This window comes from Streptomyces sp. NPDC043896 (assembly GCF_056435605.1).
The window spans coordinates 105,078-124,821 of record NZ_JBWKEE010000008.1; the positions used below are offsets into that span (position 1 = coordinate 105,078).

Below are 19,744 nucleotides of genomic sequence, written 5' to 3' on the forward strand. Positions count from 1 at the left end.
ACTGACATGAGCCCCGTAACCGCTGGTGTGCTCCAGCTGCTCGCGCTGATCGCCGCGCTCGCGCTGGCCTACCGTCCGCTCGGCGAGTACATGGCCCGGGTCTACTCCTCCGAGAAGCACTGCAAACCGGAGAAGTGGATCTACAAGGCCATCGGCGCCGACCCGACGGCGGAGATGCGCTGGCCCGCCTACCTGCGCGGCGTCCTGGCCTTCTCCGTCGCGAGCGTCCTGTTCCTCTACGCCCTGCAGCGCGCCCAGGGCGTCCTGCCCGGGTCGCTCGGCTTCCGGGCGATCGACCCGGACCAGGCCTTCAACACCGCCGCGTCGTTCGTCGCGAACACCAACTGGCAGTCGTACGCGGGCGAGCAGGCCATGGGCCACGTCGTGCAGACGGGCGGCCTGGCGGTGCAGAACTTCGTCTCCGCCGCCGTCGGCATGGCCGTCGCGGTCGCCCTGGTCCGCGGCTTCGCGCGCTCGCGCACCGGTGAGCTCGGCAACTTCTGGGCCGACCTGGTCCGCGGCACCGTCCGCATCCTGATCCCGATCTCCGTCGTCGGCGCCCTGGTCCTGGTCGCCTGCGGTGCGATCCAGAACTTCTCCGGCATCCACGAGGTGGGTCAGTTCGCCGGCGGCTCCCAGCAGTGGAACGGCGGCGCGGTCGCCTCCCAGGAGGTCATCAAGGAGCTGGGCACCAACGGGGGCGGCTACTTCAACGCCAACTCCGCCCACCCCTTCGAGAACCCCACCCCGTTCTCGAACCTCTTCGAGATCTTCCTGATCCTCGTCATCCCCTTCGCGCTGACCCGCACCTTCGGCCGGATGGTCGGCTCGGTGAAGCAGGGCTACGCGATCCTGGCGACGATGGCGGTCATCTGGGTCGGGTTCACCGCCCTGATGATGTGGACCGAGTTCGCCCACCACGGCCCGGCCTTCGACGTCGCGGGCGGGGCGATGGAGGGCAAGGAGACCCGCTTCGGCATCGGCGGCTCCTCGATCTTCGCGGTCGCCACCACGCTGACCTCGACCGGCGCCGTCAACTCCTTCCACTCCTCCTACACCGGGTTCGGGGGCGGCATCGCCATGCTGGGCATGCAGCTCGGCGAGATCGCCCCCGGGGGCGTGGGCTCCGGCCTCTACGGCATGCTCGTCATGGCGGTCATCGCGGTGTTCATCGCCGGCCTGATGGTCGGCCGCACCCCCGAGTACCTCGGCAAGAAGATCGGCACCCGCGAGATCAAGTTCGCGGCGTGCTACATCCTCGTCACCCCGGCGCTGGTGCTGTGCTTCACCGCCGCGGCGATGGCCCTGGACACCCCGGCCCACTCGATGGCCAACCCGGGCGCGCACGGCTTCTCCGAGATCCTCTACGCCTACACCTCCGGCGCCAACAACAACGGCTCCGCCTTCGCCGGCCTGAACGCCGACACCCAGTGGTTCAACAGCACCATCGGCATCGCGATGCTGCTGGGCCGCTTCCTGCCCATGGTGTTCGTCCTCGCGCTCGCCGGCTCGCTCGCCGAGCAGCAGCCCGTCCCGGAGACGGCGGGCACCCTGCGCACGGACAAACCCCTCTACGCCGGCCTCCTCGTCGGCACGATCATCATCATCACGGGTCTGACCTACTTCCCCGCGCTCGCGCTGGGGCCGCTCGCCGAAGGGCTGGCGTCATGACCTCCGACACCAGGAAGCAAGAGGACGTCATGTCGACCGTGACCGCGACCCGCGCTCCGCACCAGGACGTGCCCACCGGCCACAAGCCGGACGGCGGCCGCGTCGGCGGGGGGCTGTTCGACCCGAAGGCGCTGCTGAAGTCCTTCCCGGACGCGGTGCGCAAGCTCGACCCGCGCGTCATGATCAAGTCTCCGGTCATGTTCGTGGTGCTGGTCGGCTCGGTGGTCACCACCGTGCTGGCCGTGATGGACCCCACCGACTGGTTCGGCTGGGCCATCACGGCCTGGCTCTGGCTCACCACGATCTTCGCCAACCTCGCCGAGGCCGTCGCCGAAGGCCGCGGCAAGGCGCAGGCCGACACCCTGCGCAAGGCCAAGACCGATACGGTCGCCCGCCGTCTGACGGCGGACGGCAGGACCGAGGAACAGGTCCCCGGGACCGGTCTGCGCATCGGCGACCTGGTGGTCTGCGAGGCCGGTGACGTCATCCCCGGCGACGGTGACGTCGTCGAGGGCGTCGCGTCCGTGGACGAGTCGGCGATCACCGGCGAGTCCGCCCCGGTCATCCGCGAGTCCGGCGGCGACCGCTCGGCGGTCACCGGCGGCACGAAGGTCCTCTCGGACCGGGTCGTCATCAAGATCACCACGAAGCCCGGCGACACCTTCATCGACCGCATGATCAACCTGGTCGAGGGCGCAGCCCGGCAGAAGACGCCCAACGAGATCGCGCTGAACATCCTCCTCGCGTCCCTCACGATCGTCTTCCTGCTGGCCGTCGTCACCCTCCAGCCCTTCGCGGTCTACGCCGGGGCCGAGCAGTCGCTGATCGTGCTCACCGCGCTCCTCGTCTGCCTGATCCCGACCACCATCGGCGCGCTGCTGTCCGCGATCGGCATCGCCGGCATGGACCGCCTCGTCCAGCGCAACGTCCTCGCCATGTCCGGCCGCGCGGTCGAGGCCGCCGGCGACGTCTCGACGCTGCTGCTCGACAAGACGGGCACGATCACCCTCGGCAACCGCCAGGCCTCGGAGTTCGTTCCGGTCAAGGGCGTCACCGCCGCCGAGCTCGCCGACGCGGCCCAGCTGTCCTCACTGGCCGACGAGACCCCCGAGGGCCGCTCGATCGTGGTCCTCGCGAAGGAGAAGTACGGCCTGCGCGAGCGCCACCAGGGCGAGCTCTCCCACGCCGAGTGGGTCACCTTCACCGCCCAGACCCGCATGTCCGGCGTCGACGTCGACGGGCGCAAGGTCCGCAAGGGCGCGACCGGTTCGGTCGTCGCCTGGGTGCACGAGCGCGGCGGCGCCGTCTCGGACGACGCCCAGGCGCTCACGGACACGATCGCGCAGGCGGGCGGCACCCCGCTGCTCGTCGCCGTGGACGACGACGGGGGCGCCCGCGTCCTCGGCGTCATCCACCTCAAGGACGTGGTGAAGGAGGGCATGCGCGAGCGGTTCGGCGAACTGCGGCGCATGGGCATCAAGACCGTCATGATCACCGGCGACAACCCGCTGACGGCCCGGGCCATCGCCGAAGAGGCCGGAGTCGACGACTTCCTCGCGGAGGCGACTCCCGAGGACAAGATGGCGCTGATCAAGCGGGAGCAGGCGGGCGGCAAGCTCGTCGCGATGACCGGTGACGGGACGAACGACGCGCCCGCCCTGGCCCAGGCCGACGTCGGCGTGGCCATGAACACCGGCACCTCGGCCGCCAAGGAGGCCGGGAACATGGTGGACCTGGACTCCAACCCGACCAAGCTCATCGAGATCGTCGAGATCGGCAAGCAGCTCCTCATCACCCGCGGCGCGCTGACGACCTTCTCGATCGCCAACGACGTCGCCAAGTACTTCGCGATCATCCCCGCGATGTTCGCGGTGGTCTACCCGGGCCTGGACAAGCTCAACATCATGGGCCTGGCCTCTCCCGAGTCCGCGATCCTGTCCGCCGTCATCTTCAACGCGCTGATCATCATCGCGCTCGTCCCGCTGGCCCTCAGGGGCGTCCAGTACCGGCCCACCAGCGCCGACAGGATGCTCCGCCGCAACCTGGGCCTCTACGGACTCGGCGGTCTCGTCGCCCCGTTCATCGGCATCAAGCTCATCGACCTCCTCATCTCCCTCATCCCCGGAATCGGCTGATCGGCTATGAACACCTCTGTAGGCAGCACAGCACGGCTGATCGGGGCCGGCCTGCGGGCCCTGCTCGTCCTGACCGTGATCTGCGGGGTCGTCTACCCGCTCGCCGTCACCGGCGTCGCCCAGGCCCTCTTCAACGACAAGGCCAACGGCTCCGAGATCAGGGACAGGAGCGGAGACGTCGTCGGTTCCTCCCTCGTGGGGCAGCGCTACGACCTGCCCAAGAAGGACCCGGGCGACCCCGACGAGGCCGCCGAGCCGGACCTCAGGTGGTTCCAGCCGCGTCCCTCCAACGGCCTCGGCACCAACAGCGTCAACACCCGGTACTCACTGATCCTGTCCGGCGCCACCAACAAGGCCGGCGACAACCCGGACCTCGTCAAGCTGGTCACCGAGGCCAAGGAGGCCGTGGTCGCCGACAACTCGACCGCGACCTACCGGGTCAGGCCCGAGGACGTGCCGGCCGACGCCGTCACCTCCTCCGGCTCCGGCCTCGACCCGCACATCTCCCCCGCGTACGCGGAGCTCCAGGTCCACCGGGTCGCCGAGCGCAACGGGCTCGACGTCAAGCGGGTCGAGGAGCTCGTCTCCGCCCACACCGCCGGCCGCACCCTCGGCTTCATGGGCGAGCCCCGCGTCAACGTCCTGGAGCTCAACACCGCGCTGAAGGACCTGGCCAGGAGCTGACGCGGAGCCGGCCGCCCGCCTCGTACGAACCGGGAGCCGGCGGGGTGCGCGCCTCCCCCGGCCACCGCCGGGAGGTGCCCCCGCCCTCGCCGGCTCCCCGGCGTTCCGCTCACACCGAAGGAAAGGCTGCCCATCGATGACCCGGGTGCTGGTGGTGGAGGACGATCCCCAGCTCGTCCGCGCACTCAAGATCAACCTCCAGGCGCGGAAGTTCGACGTCGAAGAGGCCTCCGACGGCGGCTCGGCCCTGCGGCTCGCCGCCGCCCGGAAGCCCGACGTCATCGTCCTCGACCTGGGACTCCCCGACATGGACGGCATCGACGTCATCAAGGGGGTGCGCGGCTGGAGCCGGGTGCCGATCCTGGTGCTGTCCGCCCGGCACACCTCGGAGGACAAGATCCGGGCGCTGGACGCCGGCGCCGACGACTACGTCACCAAACCGTTCAGCATGGACGAGCTCCTGGCCCGCCTCCGGGCGGCCAGCCGCCGCCAGGCGGAGCCGGCGCGGCGGACCGGCGACGTCACCACGGTCACGACCGACGGGTTCACCATCGACCTGCTCGCGAAGAAGGTGCTGCGCGGCGACCGCACCGTACGGCTGACCCCGACGGAGTGGCACCTGCTGGAGATCCTGGTCACCCACCCGGGCCACCTGGTGTCGCAGAGCAGGCTGCTCCTGGAGGTCTGGGGCCCCACCTACAGCGAGAACACCAACTACCTGCGCGTCTACATGGCCCAGTTGAGACGCAAGCTCGAAGCCGACCCCTCCCACCCCCGGTACCTGATCACGGAACCGGGCATGGGCTACCGCTTCGAACCCTGACCCGACAGAAGAAGAGTTACGATCATGGGACGCGGAAAGCTCCGTATCTACCTCGGCGCGGCACCGGGCGTCGGCAAGACCTATGCGATGCTCTCCGAGGCCCACCGCCGGATGGAGCGGGGCACCGACGTCGTCGTCGCCTTCGTCGAGCACCACGGCCGGCCGCGCACCGAGGTGATGCTCCACGGGCTGGAAACGGTCGCGGGGCGGGACCTGGAGTACCGGGGCACGAGCTTCGCCGAGATGGACGTGGACGCGGTCCTCGCCCGACGTCCGGCGGTCGCGCTGGTGGACGAGCTCGCCCACACCAACGTCCCCGGCTCCCGCAACACCAAGCGCTGGCAGGACGTCGAGGAGCTGCTCCGGGCCGGGATCGACGTGGTCTCCACCGTCAACATCCAGCACCTGGAGTCCCTGGGCGACGTCGTCGAGACCATAACCAGCGTCCGCCAGCGCGAGACGGTCCCCGACGAGGTGGTGCGGCGTGCCGACCAGATCGAGCTGGTCGACATGTCCCCGCAGGCGCTGCGCAGGCGGATGGCCCACGGCAACGTCTACAAGGCCGACAAGGTCGACGCGGCCCTCTCCAACTACTTCCGCCCCGGGAACCTGACCGCGCTGCGGGAGCTCGCGCTGCTGTGGACGGCCGACCGGGTCGACGAGTACCTGAGGGAGTACCGCGGCGAGCACGACATCCGCACCACCTGGCAGGCCCGCGAGCGCATCGTCGTCGGCCTCACCGGCGGCCCCGAGGGCCGTACGCTCATCCGCCGCGCCGCCCGCCTGGCGGAGAAGGGCGCCGGCGGGGAGGTGCTGGCCGTCTACATCGCGGCCGGCGACGGCCTGTCGTCCGCGTCGCCCAAGGAGCTGGCCGTCCAGCGCACCCTGGTCGAGGACCTGGGCGGCACCTTCCACCACGTCATCGGCGACGACGTCTCCGACGCCCTGCTGGAGTTCTCCCGGGGGGTCAACGCCACCCAGATCGTGCTCGGCGTGAGCCGCAGGCGCTCCTGGCAGTACCTGCTCGGTCCCGGGGTCAGCGCCGTCGTCGCCCGCGAGTCCGGGCCGGACCTGGACGTGCACATCGTCACCCACGACGCGGCGGCCAAGGGGCGGGGCCTGCCGATCGCCCGGCGGGCCCGGCTGGGCCGGTCCCGGACCATCTGGGGCTGGCTGACCGCCGTCGCCGGGCCGGCCCTGCTGACCCTGCTGCTCAGCCAGGCCGTCCCGGACCTCGGGCTGGCCAACGACATGCTGCTCTTCCTCGCCTGCACGGTCGCGGCGGCCCTGCTGGGCGGGCTGCTGCCCGCACTCGGCTCGGCCGCCTTCGGCTCGCTGCTGCTGAACTACTACTTCGCTCCGCCGCTGCACCGGCTGACCGTCTCCGACCCGAAGAACATCGTCGCCATCGCGATCTTCGTGGGCGTGGCGGTCTCCGTGGCGTCCGTGGTCGACCTCGCGGCCCGCCGCACCCACCAGGCCGCCCGGCTGCGGGCCGAGTCCGAGATCCTCTCCTTCCTCGCGGGCAGCGTCCTGCGCGGCGAGAACTCCCTCGACGCCCTCCTGGAGCGCCTCCGGGAGACCTTCGCGATGGATTCCGTGGCCCTGCTGGAGCGCCCCGGCGAGGTCGGCTCCTGGACCACGGCGGCGGCCGTCGGCCCCCGTCCGGTCACCCGCCCCGAGAACGCCGACGTCGACATGCCGGTCGGCGAGAACATGACCCTGGCCCTGTCCGGCCGGGTGCTGCCCGCCGAGGACCGGCGCGTGCTCGGCGCCTTCGCCGCCCAGGCCGCCGGCGTCCTCGACCGCCAGCGGCTGGTCGACGAGGCCGGGGAGGCCCGCAGGCTCGCCGAGGGCAACCGCATCCGCACGGCGCTGCTCGCCGCCGTCAGCCACGACCTGCGGACCCCGCTCGCCGGTATCAAGGCCTCCGTCACCTCCCTGCGCTCCGAGGACGTGGAGTGGTCGGACGCGGACCGGGCGGAGCTGCTGGAGGGGATCGAGGAGGGCGCCGACCGGCTCGCCGCGCTGATCGGGAACCTGCTGGACATGTCCCGGCTCAACACCGGGACCGTCGTCCCGCTGATCCGGGAGACCGACCTCGACGAGGTGGTGCCGATGGCGCTGGGAGGCGTACCGGAGGACAGTGTCGGGCTGGACATCCCGGAGACGCTGCCCATGGTCGCCGTGGACCGGGGCCTGCTGGAGCGGGCCGTGGCCAACATCGTCGAGAACGCCGTGAAGTACAGCCCCGCCGGCCGGCCGGTCCTCGTCACCGCGAGCGCCCTGCACGACCGGGTCGAAGTCCGCGTGGTGGACCGGGGCCCCGGGGTCCCGGACGAGGCCAAGGACCGCATCTTCGAGCCCTTCCAGCGCCACGGTGACGCCCCGCGCGGAGCCGGCGTCGGACTGGGTCTCGCGGTGGCGCGCGGCTTCACCGAGGCGATGGCGGGGACGCTCACGGCGGAGGACACCCCGGGCGGGGGGCTCACCATGGTCCTCACCCTCCCCAGGGCGGGGGACGGTCCTCCGGTGGCGGCGGAGCTGCCGAGCTCGGCGGTCAGCTGACGGGCCGTCGCCGCCCGGCCGGAACGGGACCGAACGCCGCCCGGGCCGCCCGGTGTTCACCCCCGGGGGCCGCATGCCGTCTCACGGCCTGGGCGGCGTGTGTGATCAGCGACTCATCCGCTTGGTCGGACCGCGTGCGGGGCGGTACCGTCACGGCGACATCCACCCATAGCGACGACGGCGAGACGGAAGTCCGGTGCGAATCCGGCATGGTCGCGCCACTGTGTGCTGCGGCAGCACCCCCGGGTGGTGCCGCGGTGAGTCAGACCCTCGGAGCCGTCGTTCCGCGCCACCACAGGGGACGCGTCGTTCCCCGAGGAGGTTCCACCATGGCCGAGGCACTCGCTTCCGCAGCCATCCCCGCCCCCGCCGTCTCCCCGTCGGCCCCCCTGCCCGTCAAGGCCGTCCTGCCCTGGGCGCTCTTCACCGGCCTGCTGATGCTCGTCGCCCTCTACTTCGTCGGCGCCGAACAGGGCGCCACCGCAGTGTTCTCCGGCGAGGCCGTCCACGAGTGGGTCCACGACGGGCGCCACCTCCTCGGCTTCCCCTGCCACTGAGGGGCCGCCGAGAGGCACCCGCAGCACCCCGGCCCGACAGGCCCCGATACGGGCCCGTCACGGCCGTCCGCAGAGCCCTGGCCTCCCGTACATCCGGGACGCCGGGGCTCTGGCCGTTTCCGGGCGGCAAGTGAGGCCCCGCGCACGGGGGATGACGCGGGGCCTCGCCCCCACCATAGCCCGCTCCGGGCCCCGCGCGAGGGCAGTCCGGCGCACGGGCCACGACGGATCGCGGCCACCGCGTACCGGGCCGCGGGCCGAGCTCACCCCCGTGAAGCTCGACCGCGACCCGTCCGGCCACGCCACCCACTTCCCGCGCAACACTTCAGTGGTGACGAAGCATTGGTAACGTACACCAGAGTGACTATCCGGCGTCAACCAAAGTGTTGCCGGTGCCGGCCCGACGGGCTTCGAGAAACACTGTGGTGGGCAAGAGCTCGGCATCACGCAAGGAGGTCGTGTACGTGGAGAACGAACAGCCGCCCAGCTTCGCCCAACTCCTGGACCACCTCTTCCGCGAGGTGCACCCCCCGTCCCGGGGGCCCTACACGTACGCGGAGGTCGCGGAAGGAATCCGCAAGGCCGCGACCGGCGAGGGGCGCGGGGTGACCGCGAGCGCGATCCAGCAGCTGCGCACCGGGGCCAAGAAGAACCCGACACGGCACACCATCAAGGCCCTGGCCGACTTCTTCGGCGTACCGGCGGGCTACTTCGTCGACAGCGCGGCGGCCGAACGCACCCGGGCGGAGATCGACCTCCTCGCCGCCATGCGCGACCAGGACGTCCGCAAGGTGGCCCTGCGCGCCAACGGCCTGAGCGTCGACAGCCTGAAGATGCTGTCCACCGTGATCGAGCAGGCCCGCAAGCTCGAAGGGCTCACCACCGACGACTTCCCGCAGGACCTCGACCTGGACGACTGAACCGCGCGCCGGGCGGCTTCTGTTCGGCCCCCCGCCCCGGTACGGCACACCCCCCTGCGACCGCCCGACCGCAGGGGGGCATCCGGCGTTTCCCGGCACAAGCCCGGCATCCCGCGCCGCGCGGGCCGGACTCGGCGGCACCCCGCGCTCGAAGCGAAGTCGCGAACATGTCAGCATGGGGCGCGCAACCGGACTTCCAGGGATCCGCGGGATTCCAGGGATTCCAGGGAGGGGTTCGCCCCGGCCGACCACCCCCGACCGGCTTCACCAGAGTGAGGACATGGACTTCGAGCAGCTCCGCGCCTCGTGTGAGGCGCGCGTCGAGGCCCTTCGGCTCCCGCACCGCTTCAGCACCCGCGACCTCCGCGACGCCGTGGCCGAACAACGCGGACGCCCCATCATCCTGCGTCCGCTGAGCACGCTGGGCGCCCTGGACGCCCCGTGCGGCATCCGTCTGGAGACCCCGGACGCCGACCTGTTGTTCTACGAGGAGGCCACCTCCCCCCTCCACCAGAACCACATCCTCGCCCACGAGATCAGCCACATCATCTGCGACCACCCCGGCAGTCTGGAACTGGACCAGGACACCCTGCGCGCGATCGGGTTCAACCCGACCCTCGTCCAGCGCATGTCCGGCCGGACCAGCTACACCAGCGAGGACGAACGCGAGGCCGAGGTGATGGCCAGCGTGATCCGGCAGCTCATGTACCGGGGACGCGAAGGCCCGCCGAGCCGGCCCGCCAGCGGCGCCGAGAGCTGGGACGCGCTGTTCGCCAAGCCACACAGGAAGAAGCGCCACCGGAAATGATCAACATCCTCTTCACGGGCACGGCCGTCGTGCTGCTGTGCTTCGCCGCCTACTGGGTGGCGCGGGGACGCGGGGGACGACGCCCCACGGGCACCTGGGCGATGGCGGCCCTGCTGACCTCGTTCGCCCTCGCCTTCGCCTCGTACGCCCCCGCCGTGGAACACGCCGTCGAGTCGGTGGTCCCGCACGTCGCCCGGCTCCTCAGCAACACCTTCACCCTGACGGCGGCCACCTCGGTGCTCGCCTTCCTCTTCCAGCTGAACCTGGACCGCGAGAGCGCCCGGCGGCAGATCCGGCTGCGCGTCATCGCCCTCGCGGCCTGCGCCGCAGGCATGACCGCCTTCTTCACCGCCGAACAACTCACCGGACGCAACCCGGCGTTGTACGCCTGCTACGTACTGATCTACATCTCCTACCTCGGCTACACGGCCAAGGACTTCCTGCTGCAGACCTGGGCCCAGTCCAAGCGGTCGACGCGCCGCAGTCAGCGCTGGGGCCTGCGCACGACCTCGGTCGGCTGCGGCTTCGCCCTCGTCTACGCCGCGTACAAGCTCTTCGCCCTGGTCTCCATCGGCCTCGGGCTGGGGCTCGTGCCCGACGGCGCCCGGTGCTCGACCCCGCTGACCCCCTTCCGGTGCGCGTTCAGCGTGACCGCGCCCGCCGTCGCCGTGCTCCTCATCACCGTCGGGCTCACCCTGCCCGCCCTGCTGTGGCCGCTCGGCCAGCTGCGCCGCCGCCGCTGGGAACGGAAGTCCTTCGCCGCGCTGGAACCCCTGTGGCGCGAGGTCACCTCGGCGGTGCCCGAAGTGGTGCTCGACCCGGACGGCGACGGAGCCGACGCCCACGACCTCGACTTCCACCTCCACCGCCGGGTCATCGAGATCAACGACTGCGTGCTGGCCCTGCGCCGCCACCGTCAGGCGTCGGTACAGGACGCCGCGGCCGCCGAGGCCGCCCGCCGGGGCACGGCCGGCACCCCCGAGGGCGACGCCGAGGTGGAGGCGGCCGTCATCGCCGCGGCCGTCCACGCGAAGCGCACCGGACTCCCCCTCGACGGCGACGAGGCCCCGCCCGCCGCCGGCACCCGCTCCCGCAAGGGCGACCTCCCGGCGGAGACGGCGTGGCTGCTGCTCGTGGCCGCCGCCTACGCGCGCCGCCCCGCACCCGAGAACGCCGGAGCGGCCTCGTGACCGCCCCGCGGCAGGACCCGCTGCGCGACCCGCGCTTCTTCACCGACCCCTACCCCACGTACGACGGGCTGCGCGAACGCTGCCCCGTCCAGCGGGTCCCCACCGGCTCCGGCGGCCACCACGCGTACCTGATCACCGGTCACGCCGAGGCCCGCGAGGCGTTCACCGACCCCCGCCTGTCCAAGGACACGGCCCGCTTCTTCGCCGGCCGCCCGTCGGACCGCAACCTGCACCCGGCGGTCTCCCGCAACATGCTGGCGAGCGACCCTCCGGCACACACGCGCCACCGGCGGGTGGCGACCCCGCTGTTCACGACCGGCCGCGTCCGGGAGCTGCGCCCGTTCATCACCGCGGTCGTGGACCGCCTCACGGCGGCGTGGCAGCCGGGCGCGCGGGTCGACCTGGTGGCGGAGCTGGCGGTACCGCTGCCGGTCACCGTCGTCTGCGAGCTGCTGGGCGTACCCGAAGCCGACCGCGCCACGCTCGCCGGCTGGTCCCACGACCTCTTCGACGCGACCGACACCGCGCTGATCGACGCCGCCTCGCACCGCATCGGCGACTACCTCACCGACCTGACCGACACCGCCCGCGCGAACCCCGGCGACGGCCCACTCCACTCCCTCCTGCGCGCCTGCGACGAGGGCGGCCTCGACCGGGAGGAGGCCGTGTCCCTGGCCGTCCTCCTCCTGGTCGCCGGGCACGAGACCACCACGCGGTTCATCGGCAACGCCGTCCTGGCCCTGCTCCGGCACCCGGAGGCCCTCGACCGGCTGCGCCGGGACCCGGACCTGATCCCCGGCGCCCTCGACGAACTGCTGCGCTTCGACTCCCCCGTCAGCGTGGCCACGTTCCGCCACAGTACGGAGGACCTGAGCGTCGGCGGCGTCGGGATCCCGGCGGGCTGCCCGGTGCTCATCGCCCCGGGCGCCGCGAACCGCGACCCGGCGGCGTTCCCCGCCCCCGGCCGCCTCGACCTGGACCGCGACGCCGGCGGCCACCTCTCCTTCGGCCACGGCATCCACCGCTGCCCGGGCGCGCCCCTGGCCCGGGCCGAGGCGGAGATCGCCCTGCGCGCCCTGCTGACCCGCTTCCCCGACACCCGCCTGGCCGTCCCGGAGGAGGCCCTGACCTGGAGCCGGACCCGCCTGACCCGCGGGCTGACCGCCCTCCCCCTCGTGCTCGGCTGACCGACAGCGCGTACGCGTCAGGGGTGGAAGAGGACCTTCACCATGTTGTCCCGCTTCTTCTGGAAGTCTGCGTACGCCTGTGGGGCGTCGTCCAGGGGCAGGTGGTGGGTGGCGAAGCCCTCGACGCCGAGGGGGTCTGCGTCGGTCAGCAGGGGCAGCAGGTCGTCGACCCACCGGCGGACGTTGGCCTGGCCCATGCGCAGCTGGATCTGCTTGTCGAACATGGTGAGCAGCGGCAGCGGATCGGCGGCTCCGCCGTAGACGCCGGAGAGGGAGACGGTGCCGCCGCGGCGTACGAGTTCGACGGCGAGCCTCAGGGCGGCCAGGCTGTCCACGCCGGCCTTCTTCATGAGGGCGGACGCCAGGGTGTCCGGCAGCAGGCCGGTGGCGGTCTGCGCGGCCCTGGCGGCCACGCCGCCGTGGGCCTCCATGCCGACGGCGTCGATCACGGCGTCCGGGCCGCGGCCGCCGGTCGCGTCGCGGACGGCGTCGACGAGCTGGTCCCCGTACTGGGACAGGTCGTAGACCTGTACGCCGTGGCCGGAGGCGCGGGCCAGGCGTTCGGGCACCAGGTCGACGCCGATCACCTTGCCGGCCCCGCGATGGGCGGCGACGCGGGTGCACATGTCGCCGATCGGCCCGAGGCCCAGGACGGCGACGCTGCCTCCGGGCGGGACTCCGGCGTAGACGACGGCCTGCCAGGCGGTCGGCAGGACGTCCGACAGGTACACGAACCGTTCGTCCGGCGGCCCTTCGGGAACCCGGATGGGGAGGGTGTCCGCGAAGGGGACGCGCAGGTACTCGGCCTGTCCGCCGGGCACCTGACCGTAGAGCTTCGTGTACCCGAAGAGGCTCGCGCCGCTGCCGTGCTCGCGGACCTGAGTCGTCTCGCACTGCGAGTGCAGGCCCCGCTCGCACATGAAGCACCTGCCGCAGGACACGTTGAACGGGACGACGACCCGGTCTCCGGCCTTCAGTTCCCGTGCCCCGGGCCCCACCTCGGCGACGACTCCCATCGGCTCGTGGCCGAGGACGTCCCCCGCGTCCAGGAACGGGCCGAGCACCTCGTACAGGTGCAGGTCCGATCCGCACAGGCCCGTCGTCGTCACTTCGATCACGGCGTCGGTGGGATCGACGATCCGCGGGTCCGGGACGGTCACCACCTCGATCTTGCGGCGGCCCTGCCAGGTCACGGCTCTCATCGCACCTCGCCTCCTCGGTCACACGTCGGCTGGAGAGGGCTCCGGGGAGTTCACCGACCTGTGCGCCGGGCAACGGCGTCGTCGGCACCCGTACCGGCACGCCTGCCCGGTGCCGGGCTCTTCAAGCGGCCCGCGCCCGGTTCGTTCGGTGCGACACGGGCCGGGCGCGGGGTACGCCCGGCCGCCTCCGGGCCGGGTGAGGGCGGGCAGGTGTCCCACGGCGGTGGGCCGGGGAAACGGGCGAGGCGGACGGCCGGGACGGCGGTGTCCTGGTCAGGGCCCGGGCGGCTCGCCCGTGCCCGCGGCGGCGAAGTACGGTGTGCCGATGCCATGGACGGGCCGGAGACGGGGGGTACCACGATGACGAGCGGGGTCAGGGCACAGCAGCGCGAACAGACGCGGCAGACCCTGCTCCTGGAAAGCCGGCGGCTCTTCTCGACCCTGGGCTACGCCTCCGTGGGACTGTCGGAGATCGTCCGGGCCGCCGGGGTCACCAAGGGGGCGCTCTACCACCACTTCGGCAGCAAGGCGGAGCTGTTCCGGGCGGTGCTGGAGCAGGTGCAGCAGGAGGTCGCCGCGCACGTCGCGGCGACGGCGGACGCCCAGGAGCACGCCTGGGAGCAGCTCGCCGCGGGGTGCCAGGCGTTCCTCAGCGCCTCCACCGACCCCGCGCTCCAGCGCATCATGCTCGTCGACGGGCCGGCGGTGCTCGGCTGGCGGGAGTGGCGGGCGATGAACGAGGCCACCTCGGGCCGGCACCTGGCGGAGGCGCTCACCGTCCTGATCGCGGAGGGCACCATCGCGGCCCAGCCGGTGGCGCCGCTCACCCACCTCCTGTCGGGGGCGATGAACGAGGCGGCGCTGTGGCTGGCGGCGTCGGAGGACCCCGCCGATCTGGAGGACACCCGGCGGGCGCTGGCGCGGATGCTGGAGGCGCTGCGGGCGGAGTGAGCGCACGCACGCGCCGCCGCCGGGCCCGCATCCGGAACAGCTCGGTCCGGTCCGGTCAGGCCGCGGCGACGATGTCGATCCGGACCCCGCTGGGATCCGTGACGACCAGGTGTTTGCGGCCCGGGCGTCCCACCGCCCCCAGGGCCGCGAGCCGCGCCCACTCCTGCGGCCGGTCCTCCACCGTGAGGACGAGCCGTGCGGCGCGCACCGGCCGACGGAGGGCCTCGGGCAGGTCCGGATGCGTGTGGTCGAGCAGGGTGAGCTCGTGGCGCGGCGAGCCGGGCCGGCTCAGGCCGGCGTGCCACGGGGTCACGTAGGTGGCGGTGAAACCGAACAGTCTGTTGTAGAAACTGCGGGATTCCTCCGGCCTCGAGGTGCAGATCACGGGACAGAAGCTGCTCAGCATGGAACGCCATCTCCGTTCGCGTACCAACAGTACGCGAACTGAAGCTAGTGACGTACCGTCGGCATGTCAACACGGCCCGCCCCCTCAACGGGCGGGCCACGTCCCGGACATGACCCGCCCGTCCCCCGGCGGGCGTGACGCACGGGCGGGCCGCGTCGTTGGGATGAGACGACCGCCTACCCGCCCCAGAACGGTGCCGCGATGACCTCCTCCGCCCTGACCAGCTTCTATCCCGTGCTCTGCACCGAGCGGCTCGGCGAGTCCGCGGCGTTCTACACCTCGCTGTTCGGATTCGAGACGACCTACACCAGTGACTGGTACGTCAGCCTGCGGCGGCCCGAGCCGCCGCACTACGAACTCGCCCTGGTCGCCGCCGGGCACGAGTCCGTGCCGGAGGCCTTCCGCCGGCCGGCGCGGGGGCTGCTCCTCAACTTCGAGGTGGCCGACGTGGACGCCGAGTACGCGCGCCTCGTGGGCGAGGCCGGGCTGCGGCCCGAACTCCCGCTGCGCAGCGAGGCGTTCGGCCAGAGGCACTTCATAGTGGCCGCCCCCGACGGCGTCCTGATCGACGTCATCACGCCGATCGCCCCCACGGCCTAGGCCGGTGCGGTCCGCGTCCTGGGACGCGGACCGCACCGGCAGCGTGGGCGAGGCGCGTCAGGCCTCCACGTTCACCGCGGGGACGGCGGCGTCGGCCTCACCGTCGGAAGCGGCGGGGTCCCCGCCCGCTCCGGTGGCCGGCAGCTTGATGACGACCGCCACCAGCACGGCGGAGGCGAACGCCACGAGCGCCCCGATGCCGCCGATGAGGTTCAGGCCGTCGGTGAAGGCCTCCCGGGCAGAGGCCAGCAGGGTGGCCGCCGCGTCGCCGGAGAGGTCCCGTGCCGCCTCGACCGCTCCGGCGAGGGTCTCACCGGCGCCCTCCGGCGCACCCGCGGGGACGTCCACCCCGCTGCGGTACACGGCGGTCCCGAGACTGCCGAGCAGGGCCACGCCCAGCGCCATGCCGAGTTCGGTGCTCGTCTCGGAGAGGGCCGCGGCCGATCCGGCCTGCTCGGGCCGGGCCGATCCGACGACGATGTCCGTGCCCAGGGCGATCAGCGGACCGCCTCCGGCGTAGACGAGGGCGAAGCCGGTCACCACCTGGGCGATGCCCGAGGAGCTGTCGGCGAAGGCCAGCACCAGGTGACCGATGCCGGACAGGACCACGCCGGCGGCGACGACGTACGCGGGACGGTACCTGGCCGCCGCCATCGGGGACACCACCGCCGTCACGATCAGGGCGAAGGCCGCGGGCAGCAGGTACAGGCCGGCCGTCATCGGGGACAGTCCGCCGACGAGCTGGAGGAACTGCGTCACCGTCAGGTAGGTGCCGCCGGCCACGAGCATGCTGAGCAGCAGCGTCACCAGCGCGGTGCGGAACGTCCGGCTGCGGAAGAGGCCGAGGTCCAGCAGCGGGCTCTCCAGCGTGCGCTGCCGGCGGACGAACACCACGCCGAGGGCCAGCCCCACGACGAGCGCCCCGAGCGGGACCGGACCGACCCCCTCGTTGGCGATCTCCTTCAGGCCGTAGATCACCGGCAGGATCGCGGCGAGCGACAGCAGCACGCTGGCCAGGTCGAGCCGGCCGGCCTCCTCGTCACGGTACTCCGGCAGCAGGGCGGGACCCGCCACCAGGAGCAGCGCCATGATGGGCACCCCGAGCAGGAAGACCGAACCCCACCAGAAGTACTCGAGCATGGCGCCGCCGACCACCGGGCCGAGGGCGATGCCCACCGAGAACATGGTGACCCAGACCGCGATCGCCACGCCGCGCTGCCGCGCGTCGGCGAACATGTTGATGATCAGGGCGAGGGTCGAGGGCATCAGCGTGGCTCCGGCGATGCCCATCGCCGCCCGCGCCGCGATCAGCGTGGCCGGTCCGTCGGCGAAGACGGCGGCCAGGGAGGCGAGGCCGAACGCGGCCGCGCCGATGAGGAGCAGCTTGCGGCGGCCGATGCGGTCGCCGAGCGTCCCCATCGTCACCAGGAAGCCGGCGATCAGGAAGCCGTAGATGTCGATGATCCACAGCATCTGCGAGGCCGAGGGGTTCAGGCCCTCGCTGATGTGCGGTACCGCCAGGTGCAGCACGCTCACATCGATGGACAGCAGCAGGGTGGGCAGCGCCAGTACGGCCAGGCCCAGCCACTCCCGGGGTCCGGCCAGTAAGGGGGTCTCAGCGTGGGTGCTCACGGTAGTTCCTTTCGGGGTGGTGCTCATCGGTGCCCGACACGGTCATAGGGCGGGGGTGTGGAGGGGAGCGTCCTCGGCGGGGGTGCGGAGGGGGGCGTCCTCGGCGGGGGGTCGTCGAGGGCGGGCACGAGGCGCGCGGCGACCGTCGCCGCGTTGGCGGGTGTGTAGAGGTAGAAGTGGCCTCCGGTGAAGGTCTGCCGGCCGAATCCGCCCGAGGTCTCCAGCGACCACAGGTGCATCCGGTCGTCGATGACCACCGGATCGTCGACGGCGCTGAGCGCCAGGATGGGGACGCGGGTGCCGGTCAGGGGGCGCCGGTAGGTCTCCATCGCCTCCAGGTCGGCACGGATCGCGCGGAGCGACGGACCCATCAGGTCGGCGCGCTCCGTCAGCCCCGGGGACATCCCTCCGATGTCCGTCAGGTGCCCCATCAGCTCCGAGTCGTCGCGCAGGTGCGCGAACGGGGGCTCGCTGGGGAAGCAGGGGGGCTGGCGGGCCGAGACGGCCAGCAGGGTGGGCGGCAGTCCCTTCTGCTCCATGGCGCGGGTGAGTTCGTATCCGAGCACGCTGCCGAAGCTGTGCCCGATGACCGCGTAAGGCAGCGGCTCCAGCTCCGCGAGGTCCCGCGCGAGGGCCTCCACCAGCGGCTCGACGCGGGTCAGGGGCGGCTCGTTGATGCGGGCGCCCCGGCCGGGCAGCTGGGCGATCACGCACTCGACGTCCTCGGCCAGCACCTGCCACCAGGAGCGGAACGCGGAGGGCCACCCGCCGGCGTGCGGGAGCGCCACGACCCGGAACCGGGGGCGGGCCCGGGGGCCCGGCACCGGGCCGGCACCGGCCGCCCGGCGGGCACCGCTGCCGACCGTCATCCACCAGCCGCCCATCAGGGCCCCCCGTTCGCGGGCACGGCCGCAGGCGCCGCGGCGGCCCTCGGCACGGCCCCGGACGAGGAGCCCGCCAGCAGCGGGTGGTGCTCCTCCAGGTGGGTGATCACCCGCTCCTGGTGCCGCTGGAGGCGCTGGCCGGGAAGGTGCTCCAGGGAGTGCAGGAACGGGTCCTGCGGGGCCGGCAGACCGGCGATCGCCGCCGCCGTGCCCAGGACCAGCATCGGCTGGTACCACGCCGAGTAGCCGCCTTCGTGGGCGAAGACGATCCTGCCCCCGGTCAGTTCGTCCGCGAGCCGGCACATCGCCGAGGTCATGGTGTGGAAGGTGCGGCTGGTGCACATCATCCGGCCCATGGGGTCGTGGCCGCTCGCGTCGACCCCCGCCGCCACCAGGATCAGGTCCGGGCGGAACGCCCGGGCGGCCGGCTCCACGATCCGGTCCATCACGGCGAGGTAGGCGCCCTCGCCCGAGCCGGCGGGCAGCGGCACGTTGAGCGTGCTGCCCGCTCCGTCGCCCGAGCCGGTTTCCAGGACGCGGCCGGACGCCGCCGGGAACAGCCCGTCCTGGTGCACCGATACGTACAGCACGTCGGGGTCCTCGTAGAACGTCCGCTGGATGCCGTTCCCGTGGTGGACGTCCCAGTCCAGGATCAGCACCCGGCGGGCCCCGCGGCGCTGGGCGGCGCGGGCGGCCACCGCCAGGTTGTTGTACAGGCACAGGGCCATCGCCCGGTCCGGCTCCGCGTGGTGGCCGGGCGGCCGCACGAGGCAGTACGCCCGGTCGAAGCGGCCCTCCATGACGCCCGTGGCGGCCTGCACGCAGGCGCCGGCGGCGAGCCGTGCGGCCTGTGCGCTGTGGTAGTTGACGTACGCGTAGACGCCCGCGTCACCCGCGCCGGCCGCCGAGGCCGCCTCGACCCGCTCGATGTGTTCGGGTACGTGCACGAGCAGCAGTTCCTCGTCGGAGGCCGGCGCCGGGGTGAGGGCGGTAAACCGGTCCATCACCCCGGACGCCTTCACCAGTCCTTCGGCACGCCGGAGGTCGGGGTCGACCGCGAACTGGCGCAGCGGCTCGATGCCCGGTCCGACCGGCACGTACCCCGATCCGGGACCGGGGTCGTGCCAGAAGCAGATCTCGTGGCTGTACCACGCGAGACGGGAGGGGCTCATCAGACGGACACGCCCAGCGAGGCCCGGCTGATCCCGGCGACCTTCTCGATGTACCGCAGGTAGTACTCGCGCTCCTCGTCCGGTGTGCGCTTGGTGCTCAGCGTCGTCTCCAGCAGACCGAGCACCTCCCCGGCCTCGGTGGTGGTGAGCCGCCGGGCTCCGACCTCCTTCTCGAAGGTGCGGATCCGCGCGGTGGGCTCCACCACGCCGGACGCGAACTCGCCCTGGTCGGTGCCGTGGTTGCGGGTCGAGGCGATGGTCTTCAGAACCGCTCCGAAGAACGCCGTGGTGTCTATGTCGGTCATGCTCGTTACCCCCTTGGTTGCCGTGCGGCGCTCGGCGCACGGTGGTGTC

18 protein-coding genes are annotated in these 19,744 nt (G+C 72.4%); 12 read left to right on the forward strand and 6 right to left on the reverse strand.

Going from position 1 to position 19,744, the window contains the following annotated elements; genetic code table 11:
- Positions 1-6: 6 nt before the first annotated feature.
- From kdpA to AC069X_RS14050, 10 genes are all read left to right on the forward strand, one after another.
- The gene (gene kdpA / locus AC069X_RS14005; protein WP_478728381.1) at positions 7-1,671 is read left to right on the forward strand and encodes a potassium-transporting ATPase subunit KdpA; all 1,665 of its coding nucleotides are present in this window, start codon (positions 7-9) and stop codon (positions 1,669-1,671) included.
- The gene (gene kdpB, locus AC069X_RS14010) at positions 1,668-3,806 is read left to right on the forward strand and encodes a potassium-transporting ATPase subunit KdpB (RefSeq protein ID WP_478728383.1); all 2,139 of its coding nucleotides are present in this window, start codon (positions 1,668-1,670) and stop codon (positions 3,804-3,806) included. The genes kdpA and kdpB overlap by 4 nt, the downstream gene beginning before the upstream one ends.
- A 6-nt stretch (positions 3,807-3,812) precedes the next feature.
- Entirely contained in the window at positions 3,813-4,490 is a 678-nt protein-coding gene (locus AC069X_RS14015) for a potassium-transporting ATPase subunit C (RefSeq protein WP_478728385.1), read from the forward strand.
- Positions 4,491-4,626: 136 nt separating this feature from the next.
- On the forward strand, positions 4,627-5,313 hold the full coding sequence (locus AC069X_RS14020; protein ID WP_478728387.1) for a response regulator: 687 nt from the start codon (positions 4,627-4,629) through the stop codon (positions 5,311-5,313).
- Between the two features lie 24 nt (positions 5,314-5,337).
- Positions 5,338-7,881 carry an ATP-binding protein gene (locus tag AC069X_RS14025; RefSeq protein WP_478728389.1) on the forward strand — a complete coding sequence of 848 codons (2,544 nt, stop codon included), beginning with the start codon at positions 5,338-5,340 and terminating at the stop codon, positions 7,879-7,881.
- 329 nt (positions 7,882-8,210) lie between these two features.
- Entirely contained in the window at positions 8,211-8,438 is a 228-nt protein-coding gene (locus AC069X_RS14030; protein ID WP_478725071.1) for a CbtB domain-containing protein, read from the forward strand.
- Positions 8,439-8,902: 464 nt separating this feature from the next.
- On the forward strand, positions 8,903-9,358 hold the full coding sequence (locus AC069X_RS14035; RefSeq protein WP_478728391.1) for a helix-turn-helix domain-containing protein: 456 nt from the start codon (positions 8,903-8,905) through the stop codon (positions 9,356-9,358).
- A 280-nt stretch (positions 9,359-9,638) separates the two neighbouring features.
- The gene (locus tag AC069X_RS14040) at positions 9,639-10,166 is read left to right on the forward strand and encodes a regulator component (protein ID WP_478728393.1); all 528 of its coding nucleotides are present in this window, start codon (positions 9,639-9,641) and stop codon (positions 10,164-10,166) included.
- Positions 10,163-11,356, forward strand: a complete 1,194-nt coding sequence (locus AC069X_RS14045; RefSeq protein ID WP_478728395.1) for an MAB_1171c family putative transporter — start codon at positions 10,163-10,165, stop codon at positions 11,354-11,356. The genes AC069X_RS14040 and AC069X_RS14045 overlap by 4 nt, the downstream gene beginning before the upstream one ends.
- On the forward strand, positions 11,353-12,543 hold the full coding sequence (locus AC069X_RS14050; RefSeq protein WP_478728397.1) for a cytochrome P450 family protein: 1,191 nt from the start codon (positions 11,353-11,355) through the stop codon (positions 12,541-12,543). Before AC069X_RS14045 ends, AC069X_RS14050 begins: the two co-directional genes overlap by 4 nt.
- Before the next feature lie 17 nt (positions 12,544-12,560).
- On the opposite strand, the gene AC069X_RS14055 is transcribed toward AC069X_RS14050, so the two are convergent.
- Positions 12,561-13,745 (reverse strand): alcohol dehydrogenase catalytic domain-containing protein, encoded by a 1,185-nt coding sequence (locus tag AC069X_RS14055; protein ID WP_478728399.1) that lies wholly within the window; start codon positions 13,743-13,745, stop codon positions 12,561-12,563.
- A gap of 360 nt (positions 13,746-14,105) precedes the next feature.
- Between AC069X_RS14055 and AC069X_RS14060 the strand changes: the two genes are divergently transcribed.
- The gene (locus AC069X_RS14060; RefSeq protein WP_478728401.1) at positions 14,106-14,696 is read left to right on the forward strand and encodes a TetR/AcrR family transcriptional regulator; all 591 of its coding nucleotides are present in this window, start codon (positions 14,106-14,108) and stop codon (positions 14,694-14,696) included.
- Positions 14,697-14,751: 55 nt separating this feature from the next.
- Here AC069X_RS14060 and AC069X_RS14065 read toward each other — a convergent pair whose 3' ends face one another.
- Positions 14,752-15,081: a VOC family protein gene (locus tag AC069X_RS14065; protein WP_478728403.1), complete on the reverse strand. Its 330-nt coding sequence runs from the start codon at positions 15,079-15,081 to the stop codon at positions 14,752-14,754.
- Positions 15,082-15,303: 222 nt separating this feature from the next.
- On the opposite strand from AC069X_RS14065, the gene AC069X_RS14070 reads away from it, so the two are divergent.
- Complete coding sequence (locus tag AC069X_RS14070; RefSeq protein WP_478728405.1) at positions 15,304-15,702, forward strand: VOC family protein; 399 nt, start codon at positions 15,304-15,306, stop codon at positions 15,700-15,702.
- A 57-nt stretch (positions 15,703-15,759) separates the two neighbouring features.
- Here the strand turns inward: AC069X_RS14070 and AC069X_RS14075 are convergent, their stop codons facing one another.
- From AC069X_RS14075 to AC069X_RS14090, 4 genes are read right to left on the reverse strand one after another with little or no spacing between them, the layout of a single operon-like run.
- Positions 15,760-17,361 (reverse strand): MFS transporter, encoded by a 1,602-nt coding sequence (locus tag AC069X_RS14075; protein WP_478728407.1) that lies wholly within the window; start codon positions 17,359-17,361, stop codon positions 15,760-15,762.
- On the reverse strand, positions 17,358-18,218 hold the full coding sequence (locus tag AC069X_RS14080) for a thioesterase II family protein (protein ID WP_478728409.1): 861 nt from the start codon (positions 18,216-18,218) through the stop codon (positions 17,358-17,360). The genes AC069X_RS14075 and AC069X_RS14080 overlap by 4 nt, the downstream gene beginning before the upstream one ends.
- Complete coding sequence (locus tag AC069X_RS14085; RefSeq protein WP_478728411.1) at positions 18,218-19,390, reverse strand: arginase family protein; 1,173 nt, start codon at positions 19,388-19,390, stop codon at positions 18,218-18,220. The genes AC069X_RS14080 and AC069X_RS14085 overlap by 1 nt, the downstream gene beginning before the upstream one ends.
- Positions 19,390-19,695, reverse strand: coding sequence for a hypothetical protein (locus AC069X_RS14090; protein WP_478728413.1), 306 nt, complete (start codon positions 19,693-19,695; stop codon positions 19,390-19,392). Before AC069X_RS14090 ends, AC069X_RS14085 begins: the two co-directional genes overlap by 1 nt.
- Between the last annotated feature and the right edge of the window lie 49 nt (positions 19,696-19,744).